Source organism: Pseudomonas berkeleyensis (genome assembly GCF_014109765.1).
Lineage (GTDB): Bacteria > Pseudomonadota > Gammaproteobacteria > Pseudomonadales > Pseudomonadaceae > Aquipseudomonas > Aquipseudomonas berkeleyensis.
Window position 1 is genome coordinate 5,259,423 of sequence record NZ_CP059139.1, and the last position, 22,859, is coordinate 5,282,281.

General features: G+C 64.1%; 23 protein-coding genes. 14 read left to right on the forward strand and 9 right to left on the reverse strand.

Annotation, left to right across the window (positions count from 1 at the left end; genetic code table 11):
- Positions 1 to 52 precede the first annotated feature (52 nt).
- Together modB and modC are read left to right on the forward strand one after the other, a co-directional pair.
- On the forward strand, positions 53 to 733 hold the full coding sequence (modB, locus tag HS968_RS24520; protein ID WP_119694016.1) for a molybdate ABC transporter permease subunit: 681 nt from the start codon (positions 53 to 55) through the stop codon (positions 731 to 733).
- Complete coding sequence (modC, locus tag HS968_RS24525; protein ID WP_182371681.1) at positions 733 to 1,857, forward strand: molybdenum ABC transporter ATP-binding protein; 1,125 nt, start codon at positions 733 to 735, stop codon at positions 1,855 to 1,857. Before modB ends, modC begins: the two co-directional genes overlap by 1 nt.
- A gap of 336 nt (positions 1,858 to 2,193) precedes the next feature.
- Here modC and HS968_RS24530 read toward each other — a convergent pair whose 3' ends face one another.
- Both HS968_RS24530 and HS968_RS24535 read right to left on the reverse strand, forming a co-directional pair.
- Positions 2,194 to 3,018: a sigma 54-interacting transcriptional regulator gene (locus HS968_RS24530; RefSeq protein WP_182369100.1), complete on the reverse strand. Its 825-nt coding sequence runs from the start codon at positions 3,016 to 3,018 to the stop codon at positions 2,194 to 2,196.
- 190 nt (positions 3,019 to 3,208) lie between these two features.
- The gene (locus HS968_RS24535; RefSeq protein ID WP_119694015.1) at positions 3,209 to 3,790 is read right to left on the reverse strand and encodes an RBBP9/YdeN family alpha/beta hydrolase; all 582 of its coding nucleotides are present in this window, start codon (positions 3,788 to 3,790) and stop codon (positions 3,209 to 3,211) included.
- 245 nt (positions 3,791 to 4,035) lie between these two features.
- Between HS968_RS24535 and oscA the strand changes: the two genes are divergently transcribed.
- The 5 genes from oscA (at position 4,036) to HS968_RS24560 (ending at position 8,277) form a co-directional block, all read left to right on the forward strand.
- Positions 4,036 to 4,218: a sulfur starvation response protein OscA gene (gene oscA, locus HS968_RS24540; protein ID WP_119694014.1), complete on the forward strand. Its 183-nt coding sequence runs from the start codon at positions 4,036 to 4,038 to the stop codon at positions 4,216 to 4,218.
- A gap of 103 nt (positions 4,219 to 4,321) precedes the next feature.
- Entirely contained in the window at positions 4,322 to 5,323 is a 1,002-nt protein-coding gene (locus HS968_RS24545; protein ID WP_119694013.1) for a sulfate ABC transporter substrate-binding protein, read from the forward strand.
- A 211-nt stretch (positions 5,324 to 5,534) separates the two neighbouring features.
- Positions 5,535 to 6,347, forward strand: coding sequence for a sulfate ABC transporter permease subunit CysT (gene cysT / locus HS968_RS24550; protein ID WP_099526692.1), 813 nt, complete (start codon positions 5,535 to 5,537; stop codon positions 6,345 to 6,347).
- Between the two features lie 10 nt (positions 6,348 to 6,357).
- Positions 6,358 to 7,224: a sulfate ABC transporter permease subunit CysW gene (cysW, locus tag HS968_RS24555; protein ID WP_182369102.1), complete on the forward strand. Its 867-nt coding sequence runs from the start codon at positions 6,358 to 6,360 to the stop codon at positions 7,222 to 7,224.
- 57 nt (positions 7,225 to 7,281) lie between these two features.
- Entirely contained in the window at positions 7,282 to 8,277 is a 996-nt protein-coding gene (locus HS968_RS24560; RefSeq protein ID WP_119694010.1) for a sulfate/molybdate ABC transporter ATP-binding protein, read from the forward strand.
- A gap of 54 nt (positions 8,278 to 8,331) precedes the next feature.
- Here HS968_RS24560 and HS968_RS24565 read toward each other — a convergent pair whose 3' ends face one another.
- Positions 8,332 to 8,733: a hypothetical protein gene (locus HS968_RS24565; protein WP_119694009.1), complete on the reverse strand. Its 402-nt coding sequence runs from the start codon at positions 8,731 to 8,733 to the stop codon at positions 8,332 to 8,334.
- A gap of 121 nt (positions 8,734 to 8,854) precedes the next feature.
- Here HS968_RS24565 and HS968_RS24570 point away from each other — a divergent pair, with 121 nt between their 5' ends.
- The gene (locus tag HS968_RS24570) at positions 8,855 to 9,652 is read left to right on the forward strand and encodes an MmyB family transcriptional regulator (protein WP_119694008.1); all 798 of its coding nucleotides are present in this window, start codon (positions 8,855 to 8,857) and stop codon (positions 9,650 to 9,652) included.
- Between the two features lie 212 nt (positions 9,653 to 9,864).
- Positions 9,865 to 10,611, forward strand: coding sequence for a hypothetical protein (locus HS968_RS24575; protein WP_119694007.1), 747 nt, complete (start codon positions 9,865 to 9,867; stop codon positions 10,609 to 10,611).
- A gap of 115 nt (positions 10,612 to 10,726) precedes the next feature.
- Here the strand turns inward: HS968_RS24575 and HS968_RS24580 are convergent, their stop codons facing one another.
- Positions 10,727 to 11,251 carry an Mpo1 family 2-hydroxy fatty acid dioxygenase gene (locus HS968_RS24580; RefSeq protein WP_119694006.1) on the reverse strand — a complete coding sequence of 175 codons (525 nt, stop codon included), beginning with the start codon at positions 11,249 to 11,251 and terminating at the stop codon, positions 10,727 to 10,729.
- Positions 11,252 to 11,375: 124 nt separating this feature from the next.
- On the opposite strand from HS968_RS24580, the gene HS968_RS24585 reads away from it, so the two are divergent.
- The 3 genes from HS968_RS24585 (at position 11,376) to HS968_RS24595 (ending at position 14,590) form a co-directional block, all read left to right on the forward strand.
- Complete coding sequence (locus HS968_RS24585) at positions 11,376 to 12,062, forward strand: Crp/Fnr family transcriptional regulator (protein ID WP_119694005.1); 687 nt, start codon at positions 11,376 to 11,378, stop codon at positions 12,060 to 12,062.
- Between the two features lie 73 nt (positions 12,063 to 12,135).
- On the forward strand, positions 12,136 to 12,477 hold the full coding sequence (locus tag HS968_RS24590; protein WP_119694004.1) for a VOC family protein: 342 nt from the start codon (positions 12,136 to 12,138) through the stop codon (positions 12,475 to 12,477).
- 118 nt (positions 12,478 to 12,595) lie between these two features.
- Positions 12,596 to 14,590, forward strand: a complete 1,995-nt coding sequence (locus HS968_RS24595) for a metallophosphoesterase family protein (protein WP_119694003.1) — start codon at positions 12,596 to 12,598, stop codon at positions 14,588 to 14,590.
- On the opposite strand, the gene HS968_RS24600 is transcribed toward HS968_RS24595, so the two are convergent.
- Entirely contained in the window at positions 14,535 to 15,860 is a 1,326-nt protein-coding gene (locus tag HS968_RS24600; RefSeq protein WP_119694002.1) for an APC family permease, read from the reverse strand. The two genes, HS968_RS24595 and HS968_RS24600, sit on opposite strands and share 56 nt — an antisense overlap.
- A gap of 250 nt (positions 15,861 to 16,110) precedes the next feature.
- A complete protein-coding gene (locus tag HS968_RS24605) occupies positions 16,111 to 16,926 on the reverse strand; it encodes a carbon-nitrogen hydrolase family protein (protein WP_182369104.1) in 816 nt (271 codons plus the stop codon).
- Between the two features lie 140 nt (positions 16,927 to 17,066).
- Here HS968_RS24605 and HS968_RS24610 point away from each other — a divergent pair, with 140 nt between their 5' ends.
- Entirely contained in the window at positions 17,067 to 17,852 is a 786-nt protein-coding gene (locus HS968_RS24610; RefSeq protein ID WP_182369106.1) for a helix-turn-helix transcriptional regulator, read from the forward strand.
- 57 nt (positions 17,853 to 17,909) lie between these two features.
- On the opposite strand, the gene ycaC is transcribed toward HS968_RS24610, so the two are convergent.
- Entirely contained in the window at positions 17,910 to 18,539 is a 630-nt protein-coding gene (gene ycaC, locus HS968_RS24615) for an isochorismate family cysteine hydrolase YcaC (RefSeq protein ID WP_013717727.1), read from the reverse strand.
- A gap of 157 nt (positions 18,540 to 18,696) precedes the next feature.
- On the opposite strand from ycaC, the gene HS968_RS24620 reads away from it, so the two are divergent.
- Complete coding sequence (locus HS968_RS24620) at positions 18,697 to 19,602, forward strand: LysR substrate-binding domain-containing protein (protein WP_182369108.1); 906 nt, start codon at positions 18,697 to 18,699, stop codon at positions 19,600 to 19,602.
- A gap of 10 nt (positions 19,603 to 19,612) precedes the next feature.
- Here HS968_RS24620 and HS968_RS24625 read toward each other — a convergent pair whose 3' ends face one another.
- Both HS968_RS24625 and HS968_RS24630 read right to left on the reverse strand, forming a co-directional pair.
- Entirely contained in the window at positions 19,613 to 20,929 is a 1,317-nt protein-coding gene (locus tag HS968_RS24625; protein ID WP_182369110.1) for an NAD(P)/FAD-dependent oxidoreductase, read from the reverse strand.
- Between the two features lie 144 nt (positions 20,930 to 21,073).
- On the reverse strand, positions 21,074 to 22,441 hold the full coding sequence (locus HS968_RS24630) for a glutamine synthetase family protein (RefSeq protein WP_179623012.1): 1,368 nt from the start codon (positions 22,439 to 22,441) through the stop codon (positions 21,074 to 21,076).
- Positions 22,442 to 22,859 lie beyond the last annotated feature (418 nt).

The following is a 22,859-nucleotide window of genomic DNA, read 5'->3' on the forward strand; positions in this document are numbered from 1 at the left end:
CTGAAAATGTCCCGGATTGCATCCGGGCTACGCGTGCCACCGGAACCCGCCCATGCCGCTGTCCAAGAACGACCTCGATGCCATCCTGCTGACCCTGGAATTGGCCTCGCTGACCACCGTGCTGCTGCTGATCATCGGTACACCTATTGCCTTGTGGCTGGCGCGCACCGACTCCTGGCTCAAACGCCCGGTCGGCGCAGTGGTGGCGCTACCGCTGGTGCTGCCGCCGACGGTGATCGGTTTCTACCTGCTGGTCAGCATGGGCCCGAACGGTTTCTTCGGCCAGCTGACGCAGAGCCTCGGGCTCGGCACCTTCACCTTTACCTTCACCGGCCTGGTGATCGGTTCGATCTTCTATTCCCTGCCCTTCGTCGTACAGCCGCTGCAGAACGCCTTCGAGGCCATCGGCCGCGGCCCGCTGGAGGCTGCCGCCACCTTGCGCGCCAACCCCTGGGATGCCTTCTTCAGCGTGGTGCTGCCGCTGGCGCGACCCGGCTTCGTCACCGCGGCGATCCTCGCCTTCGCCCATACCATTGGCGAGTTCGGCGTGGTACTGATGATTGGCGGCAATATCCCCGGCAAGACCCAGGTAGTGTCGGTGCAGATCTACAACCACGTCGAGGCCATGGAGTATGCCCAGGCACACTGGCTGGCCGGTGGCATGGTGCTGTTCTCCTTCCTCGTGCTGCTCGCGCTGTACAGCGGCCGTAGCGGCAAGGTGAGGGCCTGGTGATGTTCGGATTCGGTAAACCTTCGATCCCTGCAGTGGTGGATGACGGCCGTATTCGCGCGCGCTTTCTGGTGCAGCATGCGGGCTTTCGCCTGGATGTCGACCTCGACCTGCCCGGACGCGGCGTCAGCGCGTTGTTCGGTCATTCCGGTTCGGGCAAGACCAGCTGCCTGCGCTGCTTCGCCGGGCTGGATCGCCCGCAGCAGGGCTATCTGCAAGTGGCTGGCGAACTCTGGCAGGACAGCACGCAAGGCTTCTTCCTGCCGGCGCACCAGCGCGCCATCGGCTACGTATTCCAGGACGCCAACCTGTTCCCGCACCTGAGCGTGCGCGGCAACCTGCAGTACGGGCAGAAACGCATCTCGGCGGCGCAGCGCAAGGTGGCGCTGGATCAGGCGCTGGAGCTACTGGGCATCGGCCACCTGCTCGAACGCATGCCCTCAGCGCTGTCCGGCGGCGAACGCCAGCGTGTCGGCATCGCCCGCGCGCTGGTCACCAGCCCACGCCTGCTGCTGATGGACGAGCCACTGGCCTCGCTCGACCTCAAGCGCAAGCAGGAAGTACTGCCCTACCTGCAACGCCTGCACGAGGAACTGGATATCCCCGTGCTCTACGTCAGCCACGCGCCGGACGAAGTGGCGCGGCTGGCCGATCACCTGGTGCTGCTCGACGAAGGTCAGGTGCGCGCCAGCGGCCCGCTCAAGGAAACCCTGCTGCGCGCCGACCTGCCCTTCGCCAGCGAAGACGATGCCGAGGCGGTGATCGACGGCCAGGTCTGCGGCCACGACGCCACCTACGGCCTGCTGGAGCTTCAGCTGCCAGGCAGCGACGCACGCCTGCGTCTGCCGCATACGGCGGTACCGGACGGACAGGCAGTGCGGGTGAAGATCAAGGCGCGCGACGTCAGTCTGGGGCTCAATCGCGCCGAAGGCAGCAGCCTGCTCAACCTGCTACCGGCAAGGGTGGAAAGCTGGCAAGTGCTCGATGCGCAAGTGCTGCTGACCCTGTGCATCGGTGATCAGCGTTTGCTGGCACGGATCACCCGCTACTCGTTCGACCAGTTGGGCATTCATGCCGGCCAGGCGATCTGGGCGCAGATCAAGTCGGTATCGCTGCTGGCTCCGTAATGCCTAACTGCGTACCTCCGGAACCCTTGGTGCGCATGGCGCACCCTACGCAAGAGCCGGCACACCCCGTAGGGTGCGCAGCGCGGTGTTCCGTTCGCGAAGCAGTGCGCCGCGCCCCTGGCCTGCGACGCCAAACTGGCGGACTGTTCGCCTAGGCTCCTGAGTCCGCCCTACGGCGCTCGTAACACCGATGAAGTCCGGACACTCACGAAACCCTTAGGGTGCGCCGCGCGCACCGGAGCGTACATCTGTTCGAGCGAGGGATAGCCGGTGCGCGCAGCGCACCCTACAGATGACTCGTAGCCCGGATGAAACCCGGGGCTCAAGTGACTCAGGTTACGCGACGCCTGGCAATTCCAGATGCTCGGGCTCGATCTCACTTTCGCCTGCCAGCAGCAGGGCGAAGTGGATGACGTTCTCCAGCTCGCGGGTATTTCCTGGCCAGCGGTGTGCTTCCAGCACGGCCTGCGCTGCCGCGCTGATCGACGGGATGGCCAGACCCAGGCGCAAGGCATGAATGCCCAGAAAGTATTCGGCCAGCGGCAGGATATCGCCGACCCGCTGACGCAATGCCGGGAACAGCAACTGGCCGTCGCACAGGTAGGCGTACAAACGCTCATCGAAGGTGCCGGCGGCTACCGCCCGGGACAGGTCGATACTGCTCGCCGCCACCAGGCGCACGTCCACGGGCAGCGCCTGGCTGGCGCCAACGCGATAGACCTCGCGGGTTTCCAGTGCACTGAGCAGCTTGCTCTGCAGTGGCCGCGAGAGGTCGGCGATCTCGTCCAGATAGAGCGTGCCGCCATTGGCCGAACCGAACCAGCCGGCACGACTGCTACCGGATCCGACATGGGCGCCGGCCGCGTGGCCGAACAATTCCGCCTCGCCCCACTGCGGACTGATCGCCGCGCAACTAACCGCCACGAACAACCCACCGCGCTCGCTGTGACGATGGATATAACGCGCCAGCAACTCCTTGCCCGTACCGGTCTCACCGAGGATCAGCAACGGCAGGCCATTGCCCGCCAGCACCTCGGCACGCTCGCGCAACTGGCGCGAACGCTCGTCGACGAAGACCAGCGCCTTGGCCCGGATGCTCAGCGGACTCTTGTCCGAGTCGGCAAAAGTCAGCGGCGCTGGAAAGTGTTGTGAAAAGTCCATGACGTCCAGCTCCATAGCCGCTGCTCTTCAACACGCAGCCTGCTCACGAATAAAACATTGCCTGGAGCAATTTTTAAGTTGCCCCACAACGGCCCGAAGGGTGGCCGCCATGGATGGCGGCCATAAAAAAGAGCGGGTGGCTGCCTGGCCCGATCCCGCCCTGGAAATAGTCGGCGCTGTAAAAGCCGGATCAGGCGCGCAACCGCGCCTGCTGTTCTATCCGCCCTTGCAGGCGATAGAGGTAACCGAAGCCCTGCTCCCAATAACGGTGCCCGGACTTGACGTTGATATGCCCGGCACCGGTCAGAATCGCCGCTTCGCTGCCCCAGGCACGTGCCAGCTCCATGGCACGCAGGGCACTGGCGGCGGAATCGTTATCGGAACCCACCAGCAGGCTGGGGAACGGCAACAGATCACGTGGGATCGGCGCGAAATTCTGCAGCGGCTCAGGGCAACCCGGGCGCTCGACATCGGCCGGTGCAACCAGCAGAGCACCGCGTACACAGCGCAGCAAATCGACTGGCGCCTGCGCGGCCCAGTGCGCCACGGTGACGCAACCAAGGCTGTGAGCGATGAGAATCGCAGGGCGCGGGTCAGCCGCCACCGCACGGTTCAGCTCGGCAACCCAGTCACCTCGCTCGGGGTTGAGCCAGTCGGCCTGCTCGACCCGCGCGCTATTGGGCAGGCTGCGCTGCCAATGACTTTGCCAGTGCTCCTCGGGCGAGCCCTGCCAGCCCGGCAGAATCAGATAACGGATTGCTTCGCTGCCCATGACGGCACCTCCATGAATCGAATGACGACAGTCTAGGCAGCAGGAATGAATTCGAAAAAGAATAAGAACTTATTTGCTTATTCCACATATCAGTGGCAGCAGACCCACCCATATATTCCAAAAAACCATATAAATGTTCTTAAACAGTATTTTTAAGAATATTTCGGTCTCTCTACTATCCGCTCCACGCCAGCGTCGGTAATCCATCCCGCCGCCGTGGCGACCTATTCATAAGGAGCCTGGAAATGACTGCGACGCTGAGAAACCTCGAAGGTCAGGATGAAGCCAGCATCCTGCGCGAGATCCAGACCGCCCTGAATGGCCTGAAATTTGGCTCGGTGGAAATCACCGTGCACAACGGCCAGGTCGTACAGATCGAGCGCAAGGAAAAGATTCGCCTGCAACAACCGAGCACCAAGAACAGCTGACACATGATGCAGCCCGACTGGACAACCAGAGGGCTCGAAAAAGTTCGCCTCACCTGACACCCAATACGCCAACACAAGAATTTAGCCAGTTAGGAGCTGCACCATGTCCATTCGTCGTTTCGCCCTGGCCGCGCTGGCCAGCACCCTGATCGCCGGCCCGGCCGCCGCACAGACCCTGCTCAATGTGTCCTACGACCCGACCCGCGAGCTGTACGTCGAGTACAACGCTGCCTTCAACAAGTTCTGGCAGTCCAAGGGCAACCCTGCCATCAGCATCCAGCAGTCCCACGGTGGCTCGGGCAAGCAAGCCCGCGCAGTGATCGACGGCTTGCGCGCTGATGTGGTGACCCTGGCCCTGTCCGGCGACATCGACGCGATCAACCTCAACCAGCAGCTGATCGATCCGAACTGGCAGTCGCGCCTGGCCGACAACAGCACCCCTTACACCTCGACCATCGTGTTCCTGGTGCGCAAAGGCAACCCGAAAGGCATCAAGGACTGGGATGACCTGGTCAAAGATGGCGTGGAAGTCATCACCCCGAACCCGAAAACCTCCGGCGGCGCTCGCTGGAACTTCCTCGCGGCCTGGGCCTATGCCCGCGAGAAGTTCGGCAGCGAAGAGAAAGCCCTGGAGTTCGTGACCGAGCTGTACCGTCACGCTCCGGTACTCGATACCGGCGCACGCGGCTCGACCATCAGCTTCGTTCAGCGTGGCCTGGGTGACGTGCTGCTGGCCTGGGAAAACGAGGCCTACCTGTCGCTGGCCGAAGAAGGCGGCGATCAGCTAGAGATCGTCACCCCGTCGCTGTCGATCCTCGCCGAGCCACCGGTCGCCGTGGTCGATGCCAACGTCGATCGCAAAGGCACCCGCGCCGTAGCCGAAGCCTATCTGGAGCACCTGTACAGCGAAGAAGGCCAGCGTATCGCCGCCAAGCACTTCTACCGCCCACGTAACGCCACCGTTGCAGCCGAGTTCAAGGATCAGTTCCAGGATCTGAAGCTGGTCACCATCGACAAGGATTTCGGCGGCTGGAAAGAAGCCCAGCCGAAGTACTTCGGCGACGGCGCAGTGTTCGATCAGATCTTCACCAAGATCAACCAGTGATACCGGTTTGATCGCTCGGGCTCTCCATCCTCCGGGATGGAGAGCCTTGTTTAGAGCCTGCTAAAAGGCTTGCGAGCTAGAGCCAGACAAGGCGGAACTGGGTGAAGGCGCGGGTAAATGAGCAGCCTGAATCCAGTTCCAACGCAGCATGGCCGACGCGCAGCAGACTTTTAACAGGCTCTTATCGCGGACCTGAGCCAAAGGACACCTTATGTCTCGTCGAACTTCCTCGGTCATACCCGGCTTCGGGCTGACTCTGGGCTACACCCTCACTTACCTGGCGTTGATCGTGCTGATCCCGTTGGGTGCGATGTTCCTCTTCTCTTTCCAGTTGACCAGTGAACAATGGTGGGCACTGCTCAATAACCGCCAGTTGCAGTTCTCGCTGAAACTCTCGTTCGGCACCGCCCTTGCAGCGGCCGTACTCAACGGCATTCTCGGCACCATCATCGCCTGGGTACTGGTACGCTACACCTTTCCCGGCCGGCGCATCATCGACGCCATGGTCGACATGCCGTTCGCCCTGCCTACCGCCGTCGCAGGTATCGCGCTGACCGCGCTGTACGCACCCAACGGCCTGATCGGTTCGCTGTTCCCGTTCAAGATCGCCTATACCCCGCTGGGCATCACCCTGGCGCTGGTGTTCGTCACCCTGCCGTTCGTGGTGCGCACGTTGCAACCGGTGCTGGCCGATATCCCCAAGGAAGTCGAGGAAGCTGCCGCCTGCCTGGGCGCCAAGCCGCTGCAGGTATTCCGCCACGTGCTGCTGCCGAGCCTGCTGCCAGCCTGGCTGACCGGCTTCGCCCTGGCCTTCGCCCGTGGTGTCGGCGAGTACGGCTCGGTGGTGTTCATCGCCGGCAACATCCCGCTGAAGACCGAGATCCTGCCGCTGCTGATCGTCTCCAAGCTGGATCAGTACGACTACCCGGGCGCCACCGCCATCGGCGTGATCATGCTCGTGGTCTCGTTCATCCTGCTGCTGCTGATCAACATCCTGCAGCGCCGCATCCAGCCGCAACTCTGAGGAGCCTGTCATGAGCCTTGCAACCCTCGGCAAGAACGCGGCTGCGCGTCCGGCCAGTCGCTCCCCCGGCGCCATCGCCCTGATCGTCGTCGCCTGGGCGGTGTTCGCGGTGATCCTGCTGCTGCCGCTGTACATGGTGCTCAGCCAGGGCCTTAGCCGTGGCCTGGAGTTCTTCTGGCAGGCGATCAGCGAGCCGGACGCCATCTCCGCACTCAAGCTGACCCTGCTCGCCACCGCCATCTCGGTGCCACTGAACCTGGTCTTCGGCGTTGCCGCCGCCTGGGCAGTGACCAAGTTCGAGTTCCGCGGCAAGAGCATTCTGATCACCCTGATCGACATGCCGTTCTCGGTGTCGCCAGTGGTCGCGGGTCTGATCTACGTGCTGCTGTTCGGCTCGCAGAGCTATCTCGCGCCTTATCTCGACAGCCACAACCTGCAGATCGTCTACGCCGTACCAGGCATCGTCCTGGCGACCATCTTCGTCACCTTCCCCTTCGTCGCTCGCGAGCTGATCCCACTGATGGAGGAACAGGGCACCACCGAGGAAGAGGCTGCACGTCTGCTCGGCGCCAATGGCTGGCAGATGTTCTGGCATGTCACGCTGCCTAACGTAAAATGGGCGCTGATTTACGGCGTGGTGCTGTGCACCGCGCGAGCGATGGGCGAATTCGGCGCAGTATCGGTGGTTTCCGGGCATATCCGCGGTTACACCAACACGCTGCCGCTGCACATCGAGATTCTCTATAACGAGTACAACATCGTCGCTGCCTTCAGCGTGGCGATCCTGCTGCTCGTCATGGCCCTGGTCGTGTTGCTGCTTCGCCAATGGAGCGAGGCGCGTCTGAGCCGCCAGTTGCAAGCCAACCGAGATGACTGACAGCCGTTGCGCCGCAGCAATGCGGCCCGGCCCACAGAACTAGCAGAGGCATTAGCCATGAGTATCGAAGTAAAAGGCGTCAACAAGCAGTTCGGCCAGTTCAAGGCGCTGAACGAGATCAACCTGAGCATCCAGAGTGGCGAACTGGTCGCCCTGCTCGGCCCGTCCGGCTGCGGCAAGACCACCCTGCTGCGCATCATCGCCGGCCTGGAAACCCCGGACAGCGGCACCATCGGTTTCCACGGCGAAGACGTTTCCGACCACGACGTGCGTGATCGCAACGTCGGCTTCGTGTTCCAGCACTACGCGCTGTTCCGCCACATGACGGTGTTCGACAACGTCGCCTTCGGCCTGCGCATGAAACCCAAGCGCGAGCGCCCGAGCGAAGATGTGATCAAGCAGAAGGTGCACGAGCTGCTCAACCTGGTGCAGCTCGACTGGCTCGGCGACCGCTACCCGGAGCAGCTCTCCGGTGGCCAGCGCCAACGTATCGCCCTGGCTCGCGCCCTGGCGGTGGAGCCGAAAGTATTGCTGCTCGACGAGCCCTTCGGCGCCCTCGACGCCAAGGTGCGCAAGGAGCTGCGCCGCTGGCTGGCACGCCTGCACGATGAAGTGCACCTGACCAGCGTGTTCGTGACCCACGACCAGGAAGAAGCCATGGAAGTGGCCGACCGCATCGTGGTGATGAACAAGGGCGTGATCGAGCAGATCGGCACCCCGGCCGAAGTCTACGAGAACCCGGCCAGCGACTTCGTCTACCACTTCCTCGGTGACGCCAACCGCCTGTACGTGGGTAACGATCACCACGTGTTGTTCCGTCCGCACGAGGTCGATCTGTCCAGCGAGCCGAGCCCGGAGCACAAGGCTGGCGAGGTGCGTGATATCCGCCTGCTCGGCGCGATCACCCGTATCACCCTGAAGGTCGAAGGCCAGGACGAGCTGATCGAGGCCGAAGTGGCCAAGGATCACCTGAGCCTGAACAACCTGGGCCGTGGCACCACCCTGTACTTCAAGCCCAAGGGTGGCAAGCCGGTCGCCAACCCGGCCAGCTGATCACCCGGTTGCCCGGAGCTGTCACCCAGCTCCGGGCCGACCTGGCGTTTCCCCTCATACCGCAAGCGCACGCGACTGGCGCAAACCGAACCACTGCAGTTCGGCGAGCAGCGCCACCACCACCGCCTGACCAATGATGAAGACGTAGCCGAACAGGTTCGGCTCGATCCAGCCAAGCAGCAGCGACAGCCCACTCTCGATCACCCACAGCGTATTCAGACTGATCACCGCCCACACCGCCTGACGGTGCAATTGCGACTGCCGTGACAGCCAGAACAGCAGGCCGCCCAGTGGCAGCAGGATCAGTGCGCTGGCCATCAGCAGCAGGCGCGGCAGTTCAAGGAAGCCGGCCAGCCAATTGGCGCCCAGTACCAGCAGCAGGCCGGTGGAGATGCCCAACAGACCGTCGGCCAGCAGGGCGTTACGCAGCAGCGGGGAAGGTTGCACGTGGCTCATGAGGTTTCTCCAGAAAGGCACCGGGATTGGTGCGTGTTTCTAGAATCCGTGCCACGCCAAAGCACGTCGATTACCTGCCAGGTAATGGCCGCGATGACCTCACTGCACTATCGTGCAAGCCATGAATACCAACTCCCAGACCGCCGGCGCCCTGTTGCGCCAATGGCGCCAGCGGCGCCGCCTGAGCCAGCTCGACCTCGCCTGCGAGGCCGAGATTTCCACACGCCACCTGAGTTTCGTCGAGACCGGCCGCTCCCATCCCAGCCGGGAGATGCTGCTGCACCTGGCCGAGCAACTGGAAATCCCCCTGCGCGAACGCAATCGCCTGCTCGGCGCCGCCGGCTACGCGCCGTTGTACAGCCAGCACGAACTGACGGATCAGGCGTTGAGCACCGCACGCCAGGCCATCGAGCAGTTGCTCAAGGCTCACGAACCCTACCCGGCGCTGGCCATCGACCGGCAGTGGAACCTGCTGGCGGCCAATGCCTCGGTCGGCCCCTTTCTCGCCGGCGTACCGGACTTTCTCCTCGGCCCACCGCTCAACGTGCTGCGCCTGTCACTGCATCCGGAGGGCCTGGCGCCACGCATCATCAACCTGGGGCAATGGCGCGCGCACCTGCTGATGCGCCTGCAGCGCGATGCGGAAATCAGCGGCGACGCCGGCCTGCATGAATTGCTGGAGGAACTGCGCGGCTACCCGGCGCCGGACGCGCCGAGCGAACCGGTCAGCGAAGCCGTGCTGATGCCGGTGCTGCTGCAGACCGAAAGCGGCGTACTGAGCCTGATCAGCACCACCACCGTATTCGGCACGCCCAATGACGTGACGCTCGCCGAACTGGCGTTGGAAACCTTCTTCCCGGCCGACACCTTCAGCACCGACTACCTGCGCGCCCTGGCGAAAACAGCAGAGCAGTCGTAGAGCCGTTCAACCGCCCTATCCCGCCAACGAGGCGGGATGACGCGTCCAGCAGATGAATGCCAGGTGGCGCAGGATGCGCTGAACGGCGGCGATTTCCGACGAAATCACTCTTTCGGGTCATGCCCCAGACTCAACGACGCAGTAGTCTTGGCCCTGCGTCATCGTTGCGCCTATTCCCTGACTGCTCACAACAATAACAAGGAGCACCCCGGATGCGCTGTAAAGCACTGTTGCGTCATGCTTTTCTCTGGATGCTAGGGCTCTTCGTCGGGCTTTCACCGCTGGCCTATGCCGAGGCCGTCAGCCCCCAGGAACAAATCCAGATTCACGCCAGCCGAGCCACCAGCAGCCTCATGCTGTTACGTGGCGAGGGTTTTCAGAAAGCCCATCAACAACGCCTGGAAGCGGATCTGACCGCTCTGGCCGGCGCCATGCAGAGCCTGCCACAAGGTAGCGCCGAGCTCACCAGCGCTCACCAGGCACTCGTTACCCAACTGCGTAACGGTGTTTCCTATGGCCCCGGCGACGACAACGTACCCTGGCGCTTCCCGGAAGACCTCAGCCGCGCCCTGCGCGACTTTCTCAGCGCCGCACGGGCACTGCCGGCAGGCGAACAACCGAGTGAACTGGCCGCCAAGATCGAATACCTGAGCGTGCAGTACCTCAGCCGCTCCTACCTGGGCACCTTCGAGATCGCCCGCGAACAACCCGACACCTACCTCGGCCAGGACGAGCGCCTGCTGCTGCCGGCCATCGACAACGAGCTCAATGCACTGGATGAAAAGGCCGATCCGCAGGTGACGCGGCTGCAGACCCGCTGGAGCTACCTGCGCACGGCGCTGGCGGACATGAACAGCCAGAGCAATACCCTGGCGAGCGTCTCCGGCCGCCCGTTCGCCCCCATCACCGTGGATCGCCACGCACGCTCGCTGACCACGCAGTGGATGGCGATGTTCTAGTCGTCGCGGCTAAAACGAGAAAGCAGCGGCACACCATAGGGTGCGCCGCGCGCATCGGTGACACACGCCAGGGTTTCGGTGTGCATGGCGCACCCTACCGCCTGGCTGGCCAGCATCAAGCCAGCGCTTTCTTCTCGCGAATGCAGGTCGGGCCGGCGATTTCCACCACGGCATGCTCGACCTCCTTGCGCAGGCCAAGCAGGAAAGCCAGTTCGGCGACCACGAACAGCGGGCCGACGATCAGCCCCATGACGTCGTCGACAAATGCCGGCTTGCGGCCCTCGTAGTAGTGACCGACGAACTGGATGATCCAGCCCACCACGAACAGGCCGATACCTGCCGTCAGCCAGAGCGCAGTGGAGGCGACCGCCAGCACGGTGCCAGCCCACAGGCACAGACCCAGCAACGCGGTCATCAGCAGACCGAAACGGGTGTCCAGGCGCAGGTAGAACACCGCCGCCGCCAGAGCCGTCAGCGTAGCCGGCGCCAGCCACAGACCAGCGACCTCGAAACCCGGCCGCGACAGCAGCACGGCAACGGCCAGCACGATCATCGGGATGCCGATGAAATGACTGGCGATATTGCGCCGGTCGCGATGGTAGGCGGCATACTGCGCCAGGTGATCGACGAGGGTTTTCATTGTTATCGTCCTCATGTGCGGAAATAGGCCAGGCCATCATCACCCCGAGCCCGGCCGCCGCTCTGTCAGCTAGCCGACAATGGCAGGGATCGCCATGCAGCCTTCATCACCGCCAGGAGCTGTAATGCCCGATTCCTCCCCTTTTCTCATTGCACTGCGCCAGGGCCACTGGTTCGCCGGGCTGCCGAACGAACTGCAACAGGCCCTGCTGGACATGGCCCAGGTACAGCAATTCGATGCTGGTCAGCGTCTGTTCCGCCGCGGCGATAAACCCAGTGGACTGTATGCGGTGATCGAAGGGGCAGTGCGCGTTGGCGCGGTCAGCGAAACCGGCAAGGAAGCGTTGCTGATCCTGGTCGAGCCGCCCTACTGGTTTGGCGAAATCTCGCTGTTCGACGGTTTGCCGCGTACCCACGACGCCTTCGCCGAGAGCGCCAGCACCCTGCTGCTGCTGCCGCAGGCCGAGCTGCTCGCCCTGCTCGAACGTCAGCCGCAGCACTGGCGCGACTTTGCCCTGCTGATGAGCCAGAAACTGCGCATGGCCTTCATCGCCCTTGAGGAGATGAGCCTGCTACCAGCCGCTCCACGCCTGGCCCGGCGCCTGCTGCTGATCGCCGAGAACTACGGCGAAGGCGAGCCGCGCCAGGTGCTGCACCTGGCCCAGGAACAACTCGCGTTGATGCTCTCGCTGTCACGCCAGACCACCAACCAGATCCTCAAGGAGCTGGAAGCCCAGGGCATCGTGCGCCTGACCTACGGCGAGATCGAGATCCTCGACCGGGCACGCCTGCGCAAGGCAGCGGAGAGCTGAGCACTGTTTTCGACGCATCGAGCTGTGCGCGATACTGCTGCCACTTTTCAGGCCAACCTCCGGTAGCCCTTCCATGAACTTGAACCGCGTGATCCTGTTCAGCCCTCGACCGCGAGCGCTTGCAGACTTCTACTGCAGCGCCTTCGGCCTGCAAATCCTGGCAACCGAGGGCACCTTCGTGGATGTCGGGCTCCCTGGCTCGCCCAGCACCCGTATAGGCTTTCACAAGGGCACGCGCACACCTGGCGCATCGATCAAACTCTGCTTCCATACACCCGAGGTTGCCGCCGAGCGGGAACGCCTGATCGGCCTTGGCGTCCAGATGGGCAAGTTGCACGGCAGCGCCGAGTCGCTGTGCTTCTGCGACGGCACGGACGCGGAAGGCAATCTGTTGCAGATCACCAATCGCGCCTGAACCACATATTCGCAGGGTATCGAGCAGGCCTTCACGCCAGGTTGAAGCCACTCAGGAACAGCTGGCGTCCTGCCACTGTCCAAGGCCTGTCCCGTTTCCTTCAGGTAGTACCGCTGCGATGTCCGATAGCCCTCGCTCCCCGTTGCCCGACGTACTCGCCGGCCCGCTGCTGCGGCGCCTGGAGCCCGGCCGCCTGGTGCTGTGGTTGGTGGCCAGTCGCGAACTGAACCTGCAGCTGTGGCTGCAAGCCGAGGGCGAAGCGCAACGCCGCCTGAGCCTCGATGAACACTGCCAGCGCCTGCCGCTGGGGCGCCATGCTGTGCTGCACCTGATCGACCTGCCGCTGGAGCAGACCCTGCCGCAGGACGTGCGCATCGCCTATGACCTGCAGATCGTCGAGGACAACGTCGCACGCAACCTGGCCGACTGGGCACCGCACCTGCTCTACGACGGCGCCGAACACGCCGACTTCGTCCTGCGCTCACGGGTCGACCAGTTGCTCCATGGCTCCTGCCGCAAACCGCATCATGCGGCGGCCGACGGCCTGCTCTGCGCCGACCGCCTGCTGGCCGAACAGGCCGATCCCGCACAGCGCCCGGCCCTGCTGCTGATGAGCGGCGACCAGGTCTACGTCGACGACGTTGCCGGGCCGATGCTCTGCGCCATCCACCAGTTGATCGCCCGCCTCGGTCTGTTCGACGAGTGGCTCGAAGGCGCCGTGGTCGAGGACAGCCAGGCGCTCTACGCCAACCCGGTCGGCTACTACCAGCGCGCCGATCTGCTGCCGGCGCTCAAAAGTAACCAGACCCTGCGCGACAAGTTCTTCGGCGGCGTGGAGAAACCCATCTTCACCAGCAGCAGCGCCGACAACCACCTGGTGACCTTCGCCGAAATGATCGCCATGTACCTGCTGGTCTGGTCGCCGGTACCCTGGACGTTGATCGAGGAAAGCCAGCCGCCGCTGAACGAAGAACAGCAGCAACGCTACGCCGACGAGCGCCAGCGCATCGACGCTTTCCGCCAGAACCTCGGCCAGGTTGCCCGCGTACTCGCGCACTTGCCGACGCTGATGATCTTCGACGACCACGACGTCACCGATGACTGGAACCTCTCCGCACGCTGGGAAGAGACCGCCTACGGCCACCCCTTCTCCAAGCGCATCATCGGCAACGCCCTGCTCGCCTACCTGTTGTGTCAGGGCTGGGGCAACCATCCGGATGCATTCGAGGAGCCGCTACAAGCCTGCTCCAAGCTGTTAAAGGAACGACAGGACAACCACCTGCATGCCAAGGCACAGGACGAACTGCTCGACACCCTGCTGCACTTCGAGCACTGGCACTACGTGCTGCCCACCACGCCGGCCTTGTTGGTGCTCGATACCCGCACGCGGCGCTGGCGCAGCGAGGGGCACCTGTCCAAGCCCTCGGGGCTGATGGATTGGGAGGCGTTGTGCGAATTCCAGCAGGCGCTCCTCGATCACCCCAGTTGCATCATCGTCTCGCCAGCGCCGATGTTCGGCGTGAAGCTGATCGAAGGTATCCAGAAACTCTTCACCCTCGCCGGCCACCCACTAATGGTCGACGCGGAGAACTGGATGGCCCATCGCGGCGCGGCGAGCGTGATGCTGAACATCTTCCGCCACTCACGTACGCCGAGGGACTTCGTCATCCTTTCCGGCGACGTCCACTACTCCTTCGTCTACCGCGTGAGCATCCGCCACCGTCGCGCCAGCCCGACCATCTGGCAGATCACCAGCAGCGGCATCAAGAACGAATTCCCGGCCGAGCTGCTGGACTGGTTCGACCGCCTCAACCGCTGGCTCTATGCGCCCTGGTCGCCACTCAACTGGCTGACCAAACGCCGGCGCATGCGCGTCGCGCCGCTGATTCCCGACCGTAGCCGCTCCGGCGAACGCCTGTGGAACGGCGCCGGGCTCGGCCAGGTGTTCTTCGACGATCAGGGCCGGCCCAAGCGCATCCTGCAGCTCAATGCCGATGGCTCTGGGCCTGTGACCTTCGTCGCCGAGCGCGAATCCGGCCCGGCGACGGCACCACTACTCAGGCATCCGGATCGAAGTGCAACTCCGGCGGACGGCGACGGAAGCCTCCGGTGAGCCAAGCCAGGTACAGGCCACCGATCACCAGCCAGGCGCAGCCGAGCATGATCGCCAGACGATCCAGGCTGACCATCAGCCACAGCGTCGCCAGCAAGCCTATCAGCGGGCACAGCAGGTAGCGCAGCACCTGCAACGCCCCGCGCGCCTGTGGCTGGCGAGTGAAGTGCACGATCACCGCCAGGTTGACCAGGCTGAAGGCTAAAAAGGCGCCGAAGTTGATGAAGGAGGTCGAGGTGGTGACGTCCAGCTTCAGCGCCAGCAAGGCCACCACTGCGCACACCACGATAGCGCCCACCGGTGTACCGAAACGCGGGCTCAGGGTGCCGAGCAGGGCACGCGGCAGCACGCCGTCACGGCCCATGGCAAACATCAGACGTGAGGCACTGGCCTGGGCCGACAGGCCCGAGGTGAACTGGCCAACGATCAGGCCGATGAGGAAGAACGACACGAACACATCGCCGCCGATGTTGCGGGCGATCTCGTAGGCCGCCGCATCGCTGCTTTCGAACACGGTGGACGGGTGCGCCAGCTGCACGAAGTAGGCAGTGACCACGAAGATCAGGCCGCCGATCAGGGTGATCAGCAGGATCGCTCGCGGGATGGTGCGCTGCGGCTCATGGGTTTCTTCGGTCAGGGTGCTGACCGCATCGAAGCCGAGGAAGGAGTAGCAGGCCACTGCCGCACCAGCCATGATCAGCGACAGGTTCATGCCCTCACCGATGAAGGGCTCAAGCGACCACAGCGGTTTGCTGGCATCGCCCAATACGTAGTGCACGCAGAGTGCCACGAAGGCCAGCAGCACGAGGAACTGCACCAGCATCAGCACGCCGTTGATGCCCTTGGCCAGGCGCAGACCGATCACGTTGATCACACTGGTGACCAGGATGAAGGTCAGCACCCACAGCGCCTGCGGCACCTCGGGGAAGGCCGAGTGCAGATAGGCCGCGCCGATCAGCCAGATGGCCATGGGCAGGAACAGGTAGTCGAGCAGCACCGACCAGCCGGCGATAAAGCCCAGGTGATCGTTGATGCTACGGCGCACGTAGCTGTAGGCAGAGCCGGCCACCGGGAACAACGCGGCCATACGTGCGTAACTGAGGGCGGTGAAGAGCATCGCCAGCGAGGCGGCGACATAGGTCGCGGGCACCGCACCACGGCTGATCTCGGCGAGGATGCCGAAGGTGCCAAGAACGATGATGGGTGTCATGTAGGCGATGCCGAAGAGCACCACCGCCCCCAGTGAGAGGGATCGTTGCAGACGAGCCATTACTTGCTACTCCCGTTTTTTAAATTGTTATGGCAGAGCCGAAGTCGGCAAAAAACGCGCGGCAGGGCCGCAGCGGGCGCATCGATGGCGCCCGTCTATAAGAACCTGTTCACGATCTGCTGCGCGTCGGCCTTACTGCGTTAAAAACAGGCTCGGACTGCTCATTTACAGCTCGTAAACTCCGCGTCCTCGCCTGTTTTTGCCTTGTATGGCTCTAGCTCGCGAGATCGTGAACAGGTTCTGAGAAAAGTCAGGGGATCAGCAGCTCACGCAAACCACTGTCGTGCTCGACACGCTGGCCGGGCATCGGCATGCGTCGCTCATCCAGGTAGCGGTAATCGCGACGCGCCTCGGCCAGGCGCTGGAAGTCCAGCACGATGGTCTGCCGGCATGGCTCACGTCCGGCCTCCAGCAGTAGATTGCCGGAGGGGTCGACCACCGCGCTGCCGCCGGCGAACACCAGGCCGTCGTCGCCCTCGCCGACGCGATTGGTCATCACCGCATAGGCCTGGTTCTCCATGGCCCGCGCCATGATCGCGGTGCGATGGGTCGGTCCGTAGGGATCCATGTTGCCGTTGGTGACGATCAGCAGCTCGGCACCCAGCTCGCCCAGGGCGCGGGCGCTTTCCGGGAATTCGATGTCGAAGCACACCAGCAGGCCGACGCGCACGTCATCGAGCAGCGCCGTGGCGTAACGGTCGCCCGGCTCGAACACACCACGATCCGATGCCCACAGGTGGGTCTTGCGGTACTTGAGCACGAGCTCGTCGCCGTCGAGCAGCACCGTGGTGTTGTAGAAGCGGCCGTTGTCGTTCTCGGCGATACCGATGGCCACGGCCAGGTTGCGTTTGCGGGCGGCGCGGCGGATCGCCTGCAGGCTCGGGCCATCCAGCGGCTCGGCCAGGGCGGCGATGTTCTCGGCGGTGGGGAAGCCGGTCAGGTAGGTTTCCGGGAATACCACCAGGCGGGTATCGGCGGCGCAACCGGCGATGGCCTGCAGCGCGGCGGCGAGGTTGTGGGCGGTATCGCCATCGCGGCCAGCGAGCTGGACGAGTTCGACTTGCATGACAGGGCTCCGATTCTTGTTGTTGCACGGCGCGCGGCGGCTACCCAGAATGCCGACAGCCATCCGCCAGGGTTCGAGTATGGAGACAGGGTCGCCCGGGCGAAATCACGCACGTGGGGTAACCCCCGGGGGGTAGAGGCATGACCATGACCTTGCACGACATCGCCTTTCACCGCAGCGTAGGCGAACTCATCGACGCCCTGCCCAGCTCGCACTTCTGGCGCGCCCTGGTGCGCACGCTGGGGCAGTACGTGGCGCACGACAGCTGGGTGGCGCTGATCTTCAGCGAGGGGCGACCGCAGGTGCTGGCCGAATGCGCCGGCGACGACGGCGAGCCCGACCTGCTGTTCCAGGACTACCTGCGCGGCCTGTACCTGCTCGACCCCTTCTACATCGCCAGCCGCGAAGGTCGCCGCGACGGTCTAGTGCGCCTGGCCGACGTGGCCCCGGAATGCTTCGAGCAGACCGACTACTTCCGTCGTTACTTCAGCCTCAACGTGGTGGCCGACGAGGTACAGATCAACCTGCCGTTGCCCGGCGAGCGCACCCTGTGCCTGTCGCTGGGCTCGCGCCAGGCCTTCCGCCCGGAACAGATCGCCCTGCTCAGCCTGGTGCAGCCCTGGGTCACCGCGCTGATGCGCCAACGCCTGGCCTTCGAACCGGAGCCCGGCGAACCCAGCGCACCGCCGCCCTGGCAGGAGCGCCTGGAACAGATGGCCCGGCAACTGGAAACGGCACTGACCGGGCGCGAACTGGAAGTGGTGCGGCTGATGCTCAGTGGCCACTCCAGCAAGGAAGTGGCGCGCAAGCTGGCCATCTCGGCGGAGACCGTGAAGGTGCACCGCAAGCACGTCTACAGCAAGCTGGGGATCAAGTCGCAGTCGGAGCTGTTTGCCTTGTTCCTGCAGGCGCAGCGCGGCGGATGAGCTGGACAGACGAAACCGGAGCCTGCATGCAGGCTCCGGTTGCGTTTCAGCCGAGGATCACTTGCCGGCGGTCAGCGCGCTGTAGCTGGTAATCAGGTTGCGGTAGTCCGGGATGTGATCCGAGCAGATCTTGGCCAGGCCTTCGACGTCGTTGCGCCAGTCGCGGTGCAGCTCGCAGGCCACGGCGAACCAGTTCATCAGCTGTGCGCCGGCCTGGGTCATGCGGCTCCAGGCGGAGTCACGGGTGATCTGGTTGAAGGTGCCCGAGGCATCGGTCACCACGAACACGTCGAAGCCTTCCTCGATGGCCGACAGGGCCGGGAACGCCACGCACACCTCGGTGACCACACCGGCGATGATCAGTTGCTTCTTGCCGGTGGCCTTGATCGCCTTGACGAAGTCTTCGTTATCCCAGGCGTTGATCTGGCCAGGGCGGGCGATGTACGGCGCGTCAGGGAACATCTCTTTCAGTTCGGGAACCAGCGGGCCGTTGGGGCCGGTTTCGAAGCTGGTGGTGAGGATGGTCGGCAGGTTGAAGAACTTGGCGAGGTCAGCCAGGGCCAGCACGTTGTTCTTGAACTTGTCCGGCTCGATGTCACGAACCAGGGACAGCAGACCGGCCTGGTGGTCGACCAGCAGTACGACGGCGTTGTCTTTGTCCAGGCGGTTGTAGGTGGCGTTGGTCATGGTGAAGTCCTCGAATTGTTCTCAATGGTGACCGGCGATGCGGTGCGTTGGGTTTCGTTCAGCAGTGCGTCACTGCATGGAAGAAAGATTAAATTCGAGACCTTCAAGCGACTAGACTGCGAAAATTGCCTCTAGCGTTCTATTTGGAGAACGATCAATGGAAGACCTCAACAGCCTCTACTACTTCACCCAGGTGGTGGAGCATGGCGGTTTCGCTGCGGCGGGGCGCGCGCTGGACATGCCCAAGTCCAAGCTCAGCCGGCGCATCGCCGAGCTCGAGGAGCGCCTCGGCGTGCGCCTGCTGCACCGCACCAGCCGGCACCTGTCACTCACCGAGATCGGTCAGGAGTATTACCAGCGCTGCCTTGCCATGCGCGTGGAGGCCGAAGGCGCGGCGGAAGTGATCGAGCGCAACCGTGCCGAGCCGCGCGGCCTGGTGCGCCTGGCCTGCCCGACGACGCTGCTCAATTCCTGGGTCGGGCCGATGCTGACCCGCTACATGCTCAAGTACCCGCTGGTGGAGCTGTATATCGAAAGCACCAACCGCCGCGTGGATCTGCTCCACGAAGGCTTCGACGTGGCCCTGCGGGTGCGTTTCCCGCCGCTGGAAAACACCGACATGGTGATGAAGGTGCTCGCCGCCAGTACCCAGTGCCTGGTCGGCCACCCGGATCTGCTGGCCGCGCTACCGCAGGATTTTCACCCCGAGGAACTGGGCCGCCTGCCGAGCCTGCACTGGGGCGGCGCGCAACGCGAATACCAGTGGGAGCTGCTCGGCCCGGACGATGGCAAGCAGGTGATCACGCACCGGCCACGGATGATCACCGATGACCTGCGCGCCCTGCGCGACGGTGCGCTGGCGGGTGTCGGCATCGTCCACCTGCCGCGCGTGGCGGTGCGCGACGACCTGGCCGCCGGCAGCCTGGTGGAGATGCTGCCAGGCTGGGCACCCAAGTGCGGCATCGTCCACGCCATCTTCCCCTCGCGGCGCGGCCTGCTGCCGTCGGTACGCACCCTGATCGACTTCCTCGCCGAGGAGTTCAGCCAGAGCGATATGGCCTGATGCGCGACTCTCAGCGCAACCTCTCCAGCATCTGGTAGTACCACATGCCCGCCGCCAGCATCGGGTTGCCGAGCTGGTCGCCGAGCGGCACCTTGATGTGTTTGCAGGCGGCGAAGGTGTCGTACTGCTCCAGGTCGCCAGTGATGGCCTTGGCCATGATCTCGCCCATGATGTGCGTGGTCGCCACCCCGTGGCCGGAGTAGCCCTGGCAGTACCAGACGTTGGACGAGAGCTTGCCCAACTGCGGGATGCGGTTCATCACGATGCCCATGGCGCAGCTCCACTGGAAGTCGATCTGCACGCCCTTGAGCTGCGGGAAGGTGCGCTCGATGCACGGGCGCAGCTCGCCGGCGATGTCGCGTGAGTCGCGCCCGGAGTAGTTGGCGCCACCGCCGAACAGCAGGCGGCCATCGCCGGTGAGGCGGTAGTAGTCGAGCACGAAACGGCAGTCGTACACCGCCAGATCATAGGGGTTGATCGCCTCGATCAGCTCGGCGCCCAGCGGCGCGGTGGTGACGATGCCGCCCATGGCCGGGAAGATCATGCCCTTGAGCTTGCGCCGCTCCAGCTTGTGGTAGACATCGCCGGCCAGCAGCACCTGCTTGGCCTCAATACGCCCGCCCGTGGTGACCACCGCCGGACGCGGACCGTGAACGATATCCAGCACCTCGGAGTGTTCGAAGATCAGCGCGCCCAGGCTCTCGGCAGCCTTGGCCTCGCCGAGGCACAGGTTGAGCGGGTGCAGGTGCATGTTGCGGGTGTTCTTCAGCGCACCGCAGTACAGGTCACTGCCCAGTTGTGCACGCACACCAGCAGCGTCGAGCAGGGTGACCTCGTCACCCATGCCACGGCGCAGCGCTTCGTCGTAGGTCGCCTTGAGCTCGTCCATATGGCTGGCTTTCATCGCCGTGTGCAGGTGGCCGTGTTTGAGGTCGCAGTCGATGCCGTACTTGGCCACGCGGTTCTTGATGATTTCGTGGCCGCGCCAGCGCAGGTGCCAGATGAAGTCATCCACTTCATCGCCCAGCGTGTTGCGCATCTGCTTGCGCATGGCCTCGTCGCCGGAGAGGCTGCCGGTGACCTGGCCGCCGTTGCGCCCGCTGGCACCCCAACCGACCTTGTTGGTTTCCACCACGGCGACCTTGAGGCCGCGCTCGGCCAGCTCCACGGCCGTGGCGATGCCGGTGAAACCGCCGCCGATGATGGCCACGTCGACGGTCACGCTGCCTTGCAGCGTCGGGTAATCGCTCTCGAAGTTGAGCGAGGCCGAGTAGTACGACGGCGCGCGCTCAGCGGCGGGTTTGACGGGTTGATTGATCGCGTTCATTGCAAAATCCTTGTAGCGGCGGCACCGCCGTAGGGTGCGCCGTGCGCACCAGTAAATCCGGAGAATTCGCGGCTGAAGCCGCTCCTACATGGGGTGCACGCTTCGTAGGAGCGGCTTTAGCCGCGAGCTTTTCAATTCATGCCCTCAGGCGTTGCTCAGGTACCAGCGCCAATCCTGCTCGCCGACTTCGCCCATGAACTGGCGATACTCAGCGCGCTTGACCGCGAGAAAGACCTTGAGGAAGTCGGCGCCAAAGGCATCACGCGCCCAGTCGGAGCGCTCCAGCGCATGGATCGCCGCCGACCACTCGGTGGGCAGGCGCTCCTTGGCCTGGGCGTAACCATTGCCCTCGATCGGCGCACCGGGATCGAGGTGATCACGAATGCCACGGTGAATCCCGGCAAGAATCGCCGCCGCGGCGAGATAGGGGTTGGCATCGGCGCCACAGATACGATGCTCGACATGCCGGGTATTGGCGGGCCCACCCGGTACGCGCAGGCTGACGGTACGGTTATCCACGCCCCAGGTCGGCGCCAGCGGCGCGTAACTGTTGGCCTGGAAGCGCCGGTAGGAGTTGGCGTTGGGGCAGAACAGCAGCAGCGAGTCGAGCAGGCTGGCGAGCATGCCGCCTACGGCCTCGCGCAGCAGCGGCGTGCCGGCCGGATCCTCGCTGGCGAAGAGGTTGTTGCCCTGTGCATCGGCCAGGCTGACGTGCATGTGCATGCCAGTGCCAGCCAGGTGATCGAACGGCTTGGCCATGAAGCAGGCCTGCATGCCGTGGCGGTGCGCCACACCTTTGACCAGGCGCTTGTAGCGCACCGCCTGATCCATCGCCGCCAGCACCGGGCCGTGCTCCAGGGTGATTTCCACCTGGCCGGGGGCGTATTCGGAAATCGCCGTGCGCGCGGGAATGCCCTGCGCCTTGCAGGCGGCATAGAGATCGCGCAGGAACGGCTCGATCTGCTCCAGTTCACGCAGACCGTAGACCTGGGTCTGCCGTGGGCGGCCGCCATCAGCGTCCAGCGCCGGCTGCGGGCGACCCTCGGCATCACGCTTCTGGTCGAGCAGGTAAAACTCCAGCTCGCAGGCCATCACCGGGTAATAACCCTCGGCCTCAAGTTGCTCGATCACCCGGATCAGCAACTGGCGCGGATCGGCCGGCGTGGCCGGCAGGCCTTCGGTCGGGTGCATCGACACCTGCACGGCAGCGGTGGGCATCTGCCGCCATGGCAGGCGTACCAGGCTGCCGGGCAGCGGGTAGGCGCGGCAATCGATGTCGCCCACCTCCCAGACCAGACCGGAGTCCTCGACATCCTCGCCCTGAATGGACAGGCCGAGCATAGTGCTCGGCAGCGGCCGGCCGCTCTGGTACAGCGCCAGCAGCTCTTCGCGGTGCAGCAGCTTGCCGCGCGGCACGCCATTGGCGTCGAGGATGAACAGCTCGATCAGCTCGATATCGGGATTATTCGTCAGGAAGTCCTGAGCTTCCTGCACGGGGGCGAAAGTCGTCATGTTGCGCTCGCTTGCGCCAGTTGGGCGCTCGGTGTCCGCACGGCCCGTTCGATTCTTGAACAGGTTGCACAGGCAGACAAGGTGATAGCAGCGGCTGCGGGCATGGCGCAGCCATCGGTATTCAGCGGGCGGGGACGGCGTCCGGCGGGCGAGCGTGGCGGCAATGCCACAGCGCCCAGAAGGCGAGGATGATCGTCAGCAGCGGGTTTAACCGCTCCAACAAGCGCCTCCGCGCAGGAGCGCGGTACAGCGGAACATGGACTTGGCAGGCCAGGGAGATCATGGTTTGGCAGCGTCGCACAGGGCTTGACGTGCGTTAAATCGGGTTTTTCATACGCTTGGTTATACGCAGACTAAACAATCCACCCTCACGCTTAGCCATGGCTCAGGCCAGGCCGTAGGGTGCGCCATGCGCACC

What these genes read in the sequence shown, in the direction of transcription:
- modB (WP_119694016.1), top strand. Translation starts at nt 53, where the DNA reads ATGCCGCTGTCCAAGAACGACCTCGATGCCATCCTGCTGACCCTGGAA.
- modC (WP_182371681.1), top strand. Translation starts at nt 733, where the DNA reads ATGTTCGGATTCGGTAAACCTTCGATCCCTGCAGTGGTGGATGACGGC.
- HS968_RS24530 (WP_182369100.1), bottom strand. Translation starts at nt 3,018, where the DNA reads ATGGACTTTTCACAACACTTTCCAGCGCCGCTGACTTTTGCCGACTCG.
- HS968_RS24535 (WP_119694015.1), bottom strand. Translation starts at nt 3,790, where the DNA reads ATGGGCAGCGAAGCAATCCGTTATCTGATTCTGCCGGGCTGGCAGGGC.
- oscA (WP_119694014.1), top strand. Translation starts at nt 4,036, where the DNA reads ATGACTGCGACGCTGAGAAACCTCGAAGGTCAGGATGAAGCCAGCATC.
- HS968_RS24545 (WP_119694013.1), top strand. Translation starts at nt 4,322, where the DNA reads ATGTCCATTCGTCGTTTCGCCCTGGCCGCGCTGGCCAGCACCCTGATC.
- cysT (WP_099526692.1), top strand. Translation starts at nt 5,535, where the DNA reads ATGTCTCGTCGAACTTCCTCGGTCATACCCGGCTTCGGGCTGACTCTG.
- cysW (WP_182369102.1), top strand. Translation starts at nt 6,358, where the DNA reads ATGAGCCTTGCAACCCTCGGCAAGAACGCGGCTGCGCGTCCGGCCAGT.
- HS968_RS24560 (WP_119694010.1), top strand. Translation starts at nt 7,282, where the DNA reads ATGAGTATCGAAGTAAAAGGCGTCAACAAGCAGTTCGGCCAGTTCAAG.
- HS968_RS24565 (WP_119694009.1), bottom strand. Translation starts at nt 8,733, where the DNA reads ATGAGCCACGTGCAACCTTCCCCGCTGCTGCGTAACGCCCTGCTGGCC.
- HS968_RS24570 (WP_119694008.1), top strand. Translation starts at nt 8,855, where the DNA reads ATGAATACCAACTCCCAGACCGCCGGCGCCCTGTTGCGCCAATGGCGC.
- HS968_RS24575 (WP_119694007.1), top strand. Translation starts at nt 9,865, where the DNA reads ATGCGCTGTAAAGCACTGTTGCGTCATGCTTTTCTCTGGATGCTAGGG.
- HS968_RS24580 (WP_119694006.1), bottom strand. Translation starts at nt 11,251, where the DNA reads ATGAAAACCCTCGTCGATCACCTGGCGCAGTATGCCGCCTACCATCGC.
- HS968_RS24585 (WP_119694005.1), top strand. Translation starts at nt 11,376, where the DNA reads ATGCCCGATTCCTCCCCTTTTCTCATTGCACTGCGCCAGGGCCACTGG.
- HS968_RS24590 (WP_119694004.1), top strand. Translation starts at nt 12,136, where the DNA reads ATGAACTTGAACCGCGTGATCCTGTTCAGCCCTCGACCGCGAGCGCTT.
- HS968_RS24595 (WP_119694003.1), top strand. Translation starts at nt 12,596, where the DNA reads ATGTCCGATAGCCCTCGCTCCCCGTTGCCCGACGTACTCGCCGGCCCG.
- HS968_RS24600 (WP_119694002.1), bottom strand. Translation starts at nt 15,860, where the DNA reads ATGGCTCGTCTGCAACGATCCCTCTCACTGGGGGCGGTGGTGCTCTTC.
- HS968_RS24605 (WP_182369104.1), bottom strand. Translation starts at nt 16,926, where the DNA reads ATGCAAGTCGAACTCGTCCAGCTCGCTGGCCGCGATGGCGATACCGCC.
- HS968_RS24610 (WP_182369106.1), top strand. Translation starts at nt 17,067, where the DNA reads ATGACCATGACCTTGCACGACATCGCCTTTCACCGCAGCGTAGGCGAA.
- ycaC (WP_013717727.1), bottom strand. Translation starts at nt 18,539, where the DNA reads ATGACCAACGCCACCTACAACCGCCTGGACAAAGACAACGCCGTCGTA.
- HS968_RS24620 (WP_182369108.1), top strand. Translation starts at nt 18,697, where the DNA reads ATGGAAGACCTCAACAGCCTCTACTACTTCACCCAGGTGGTGGAGCAT.
- HS968_RS24625 (WP_182369110.1), bottom strand. Translation starts at nt 20,929, where the DNA reads ATGAACGCGATCAATCAACCCGTCAAACCCGCCGCTGAGCGCGCGCCG.
- HS968_RS24630 (WP_179623012.1), bottom strand. Translation starts at nt 22,441, where the DNA reads ATGACGACTTTCGCCCCCGTGCAGGAAGCTCAGGACTTCCTGACGAAT.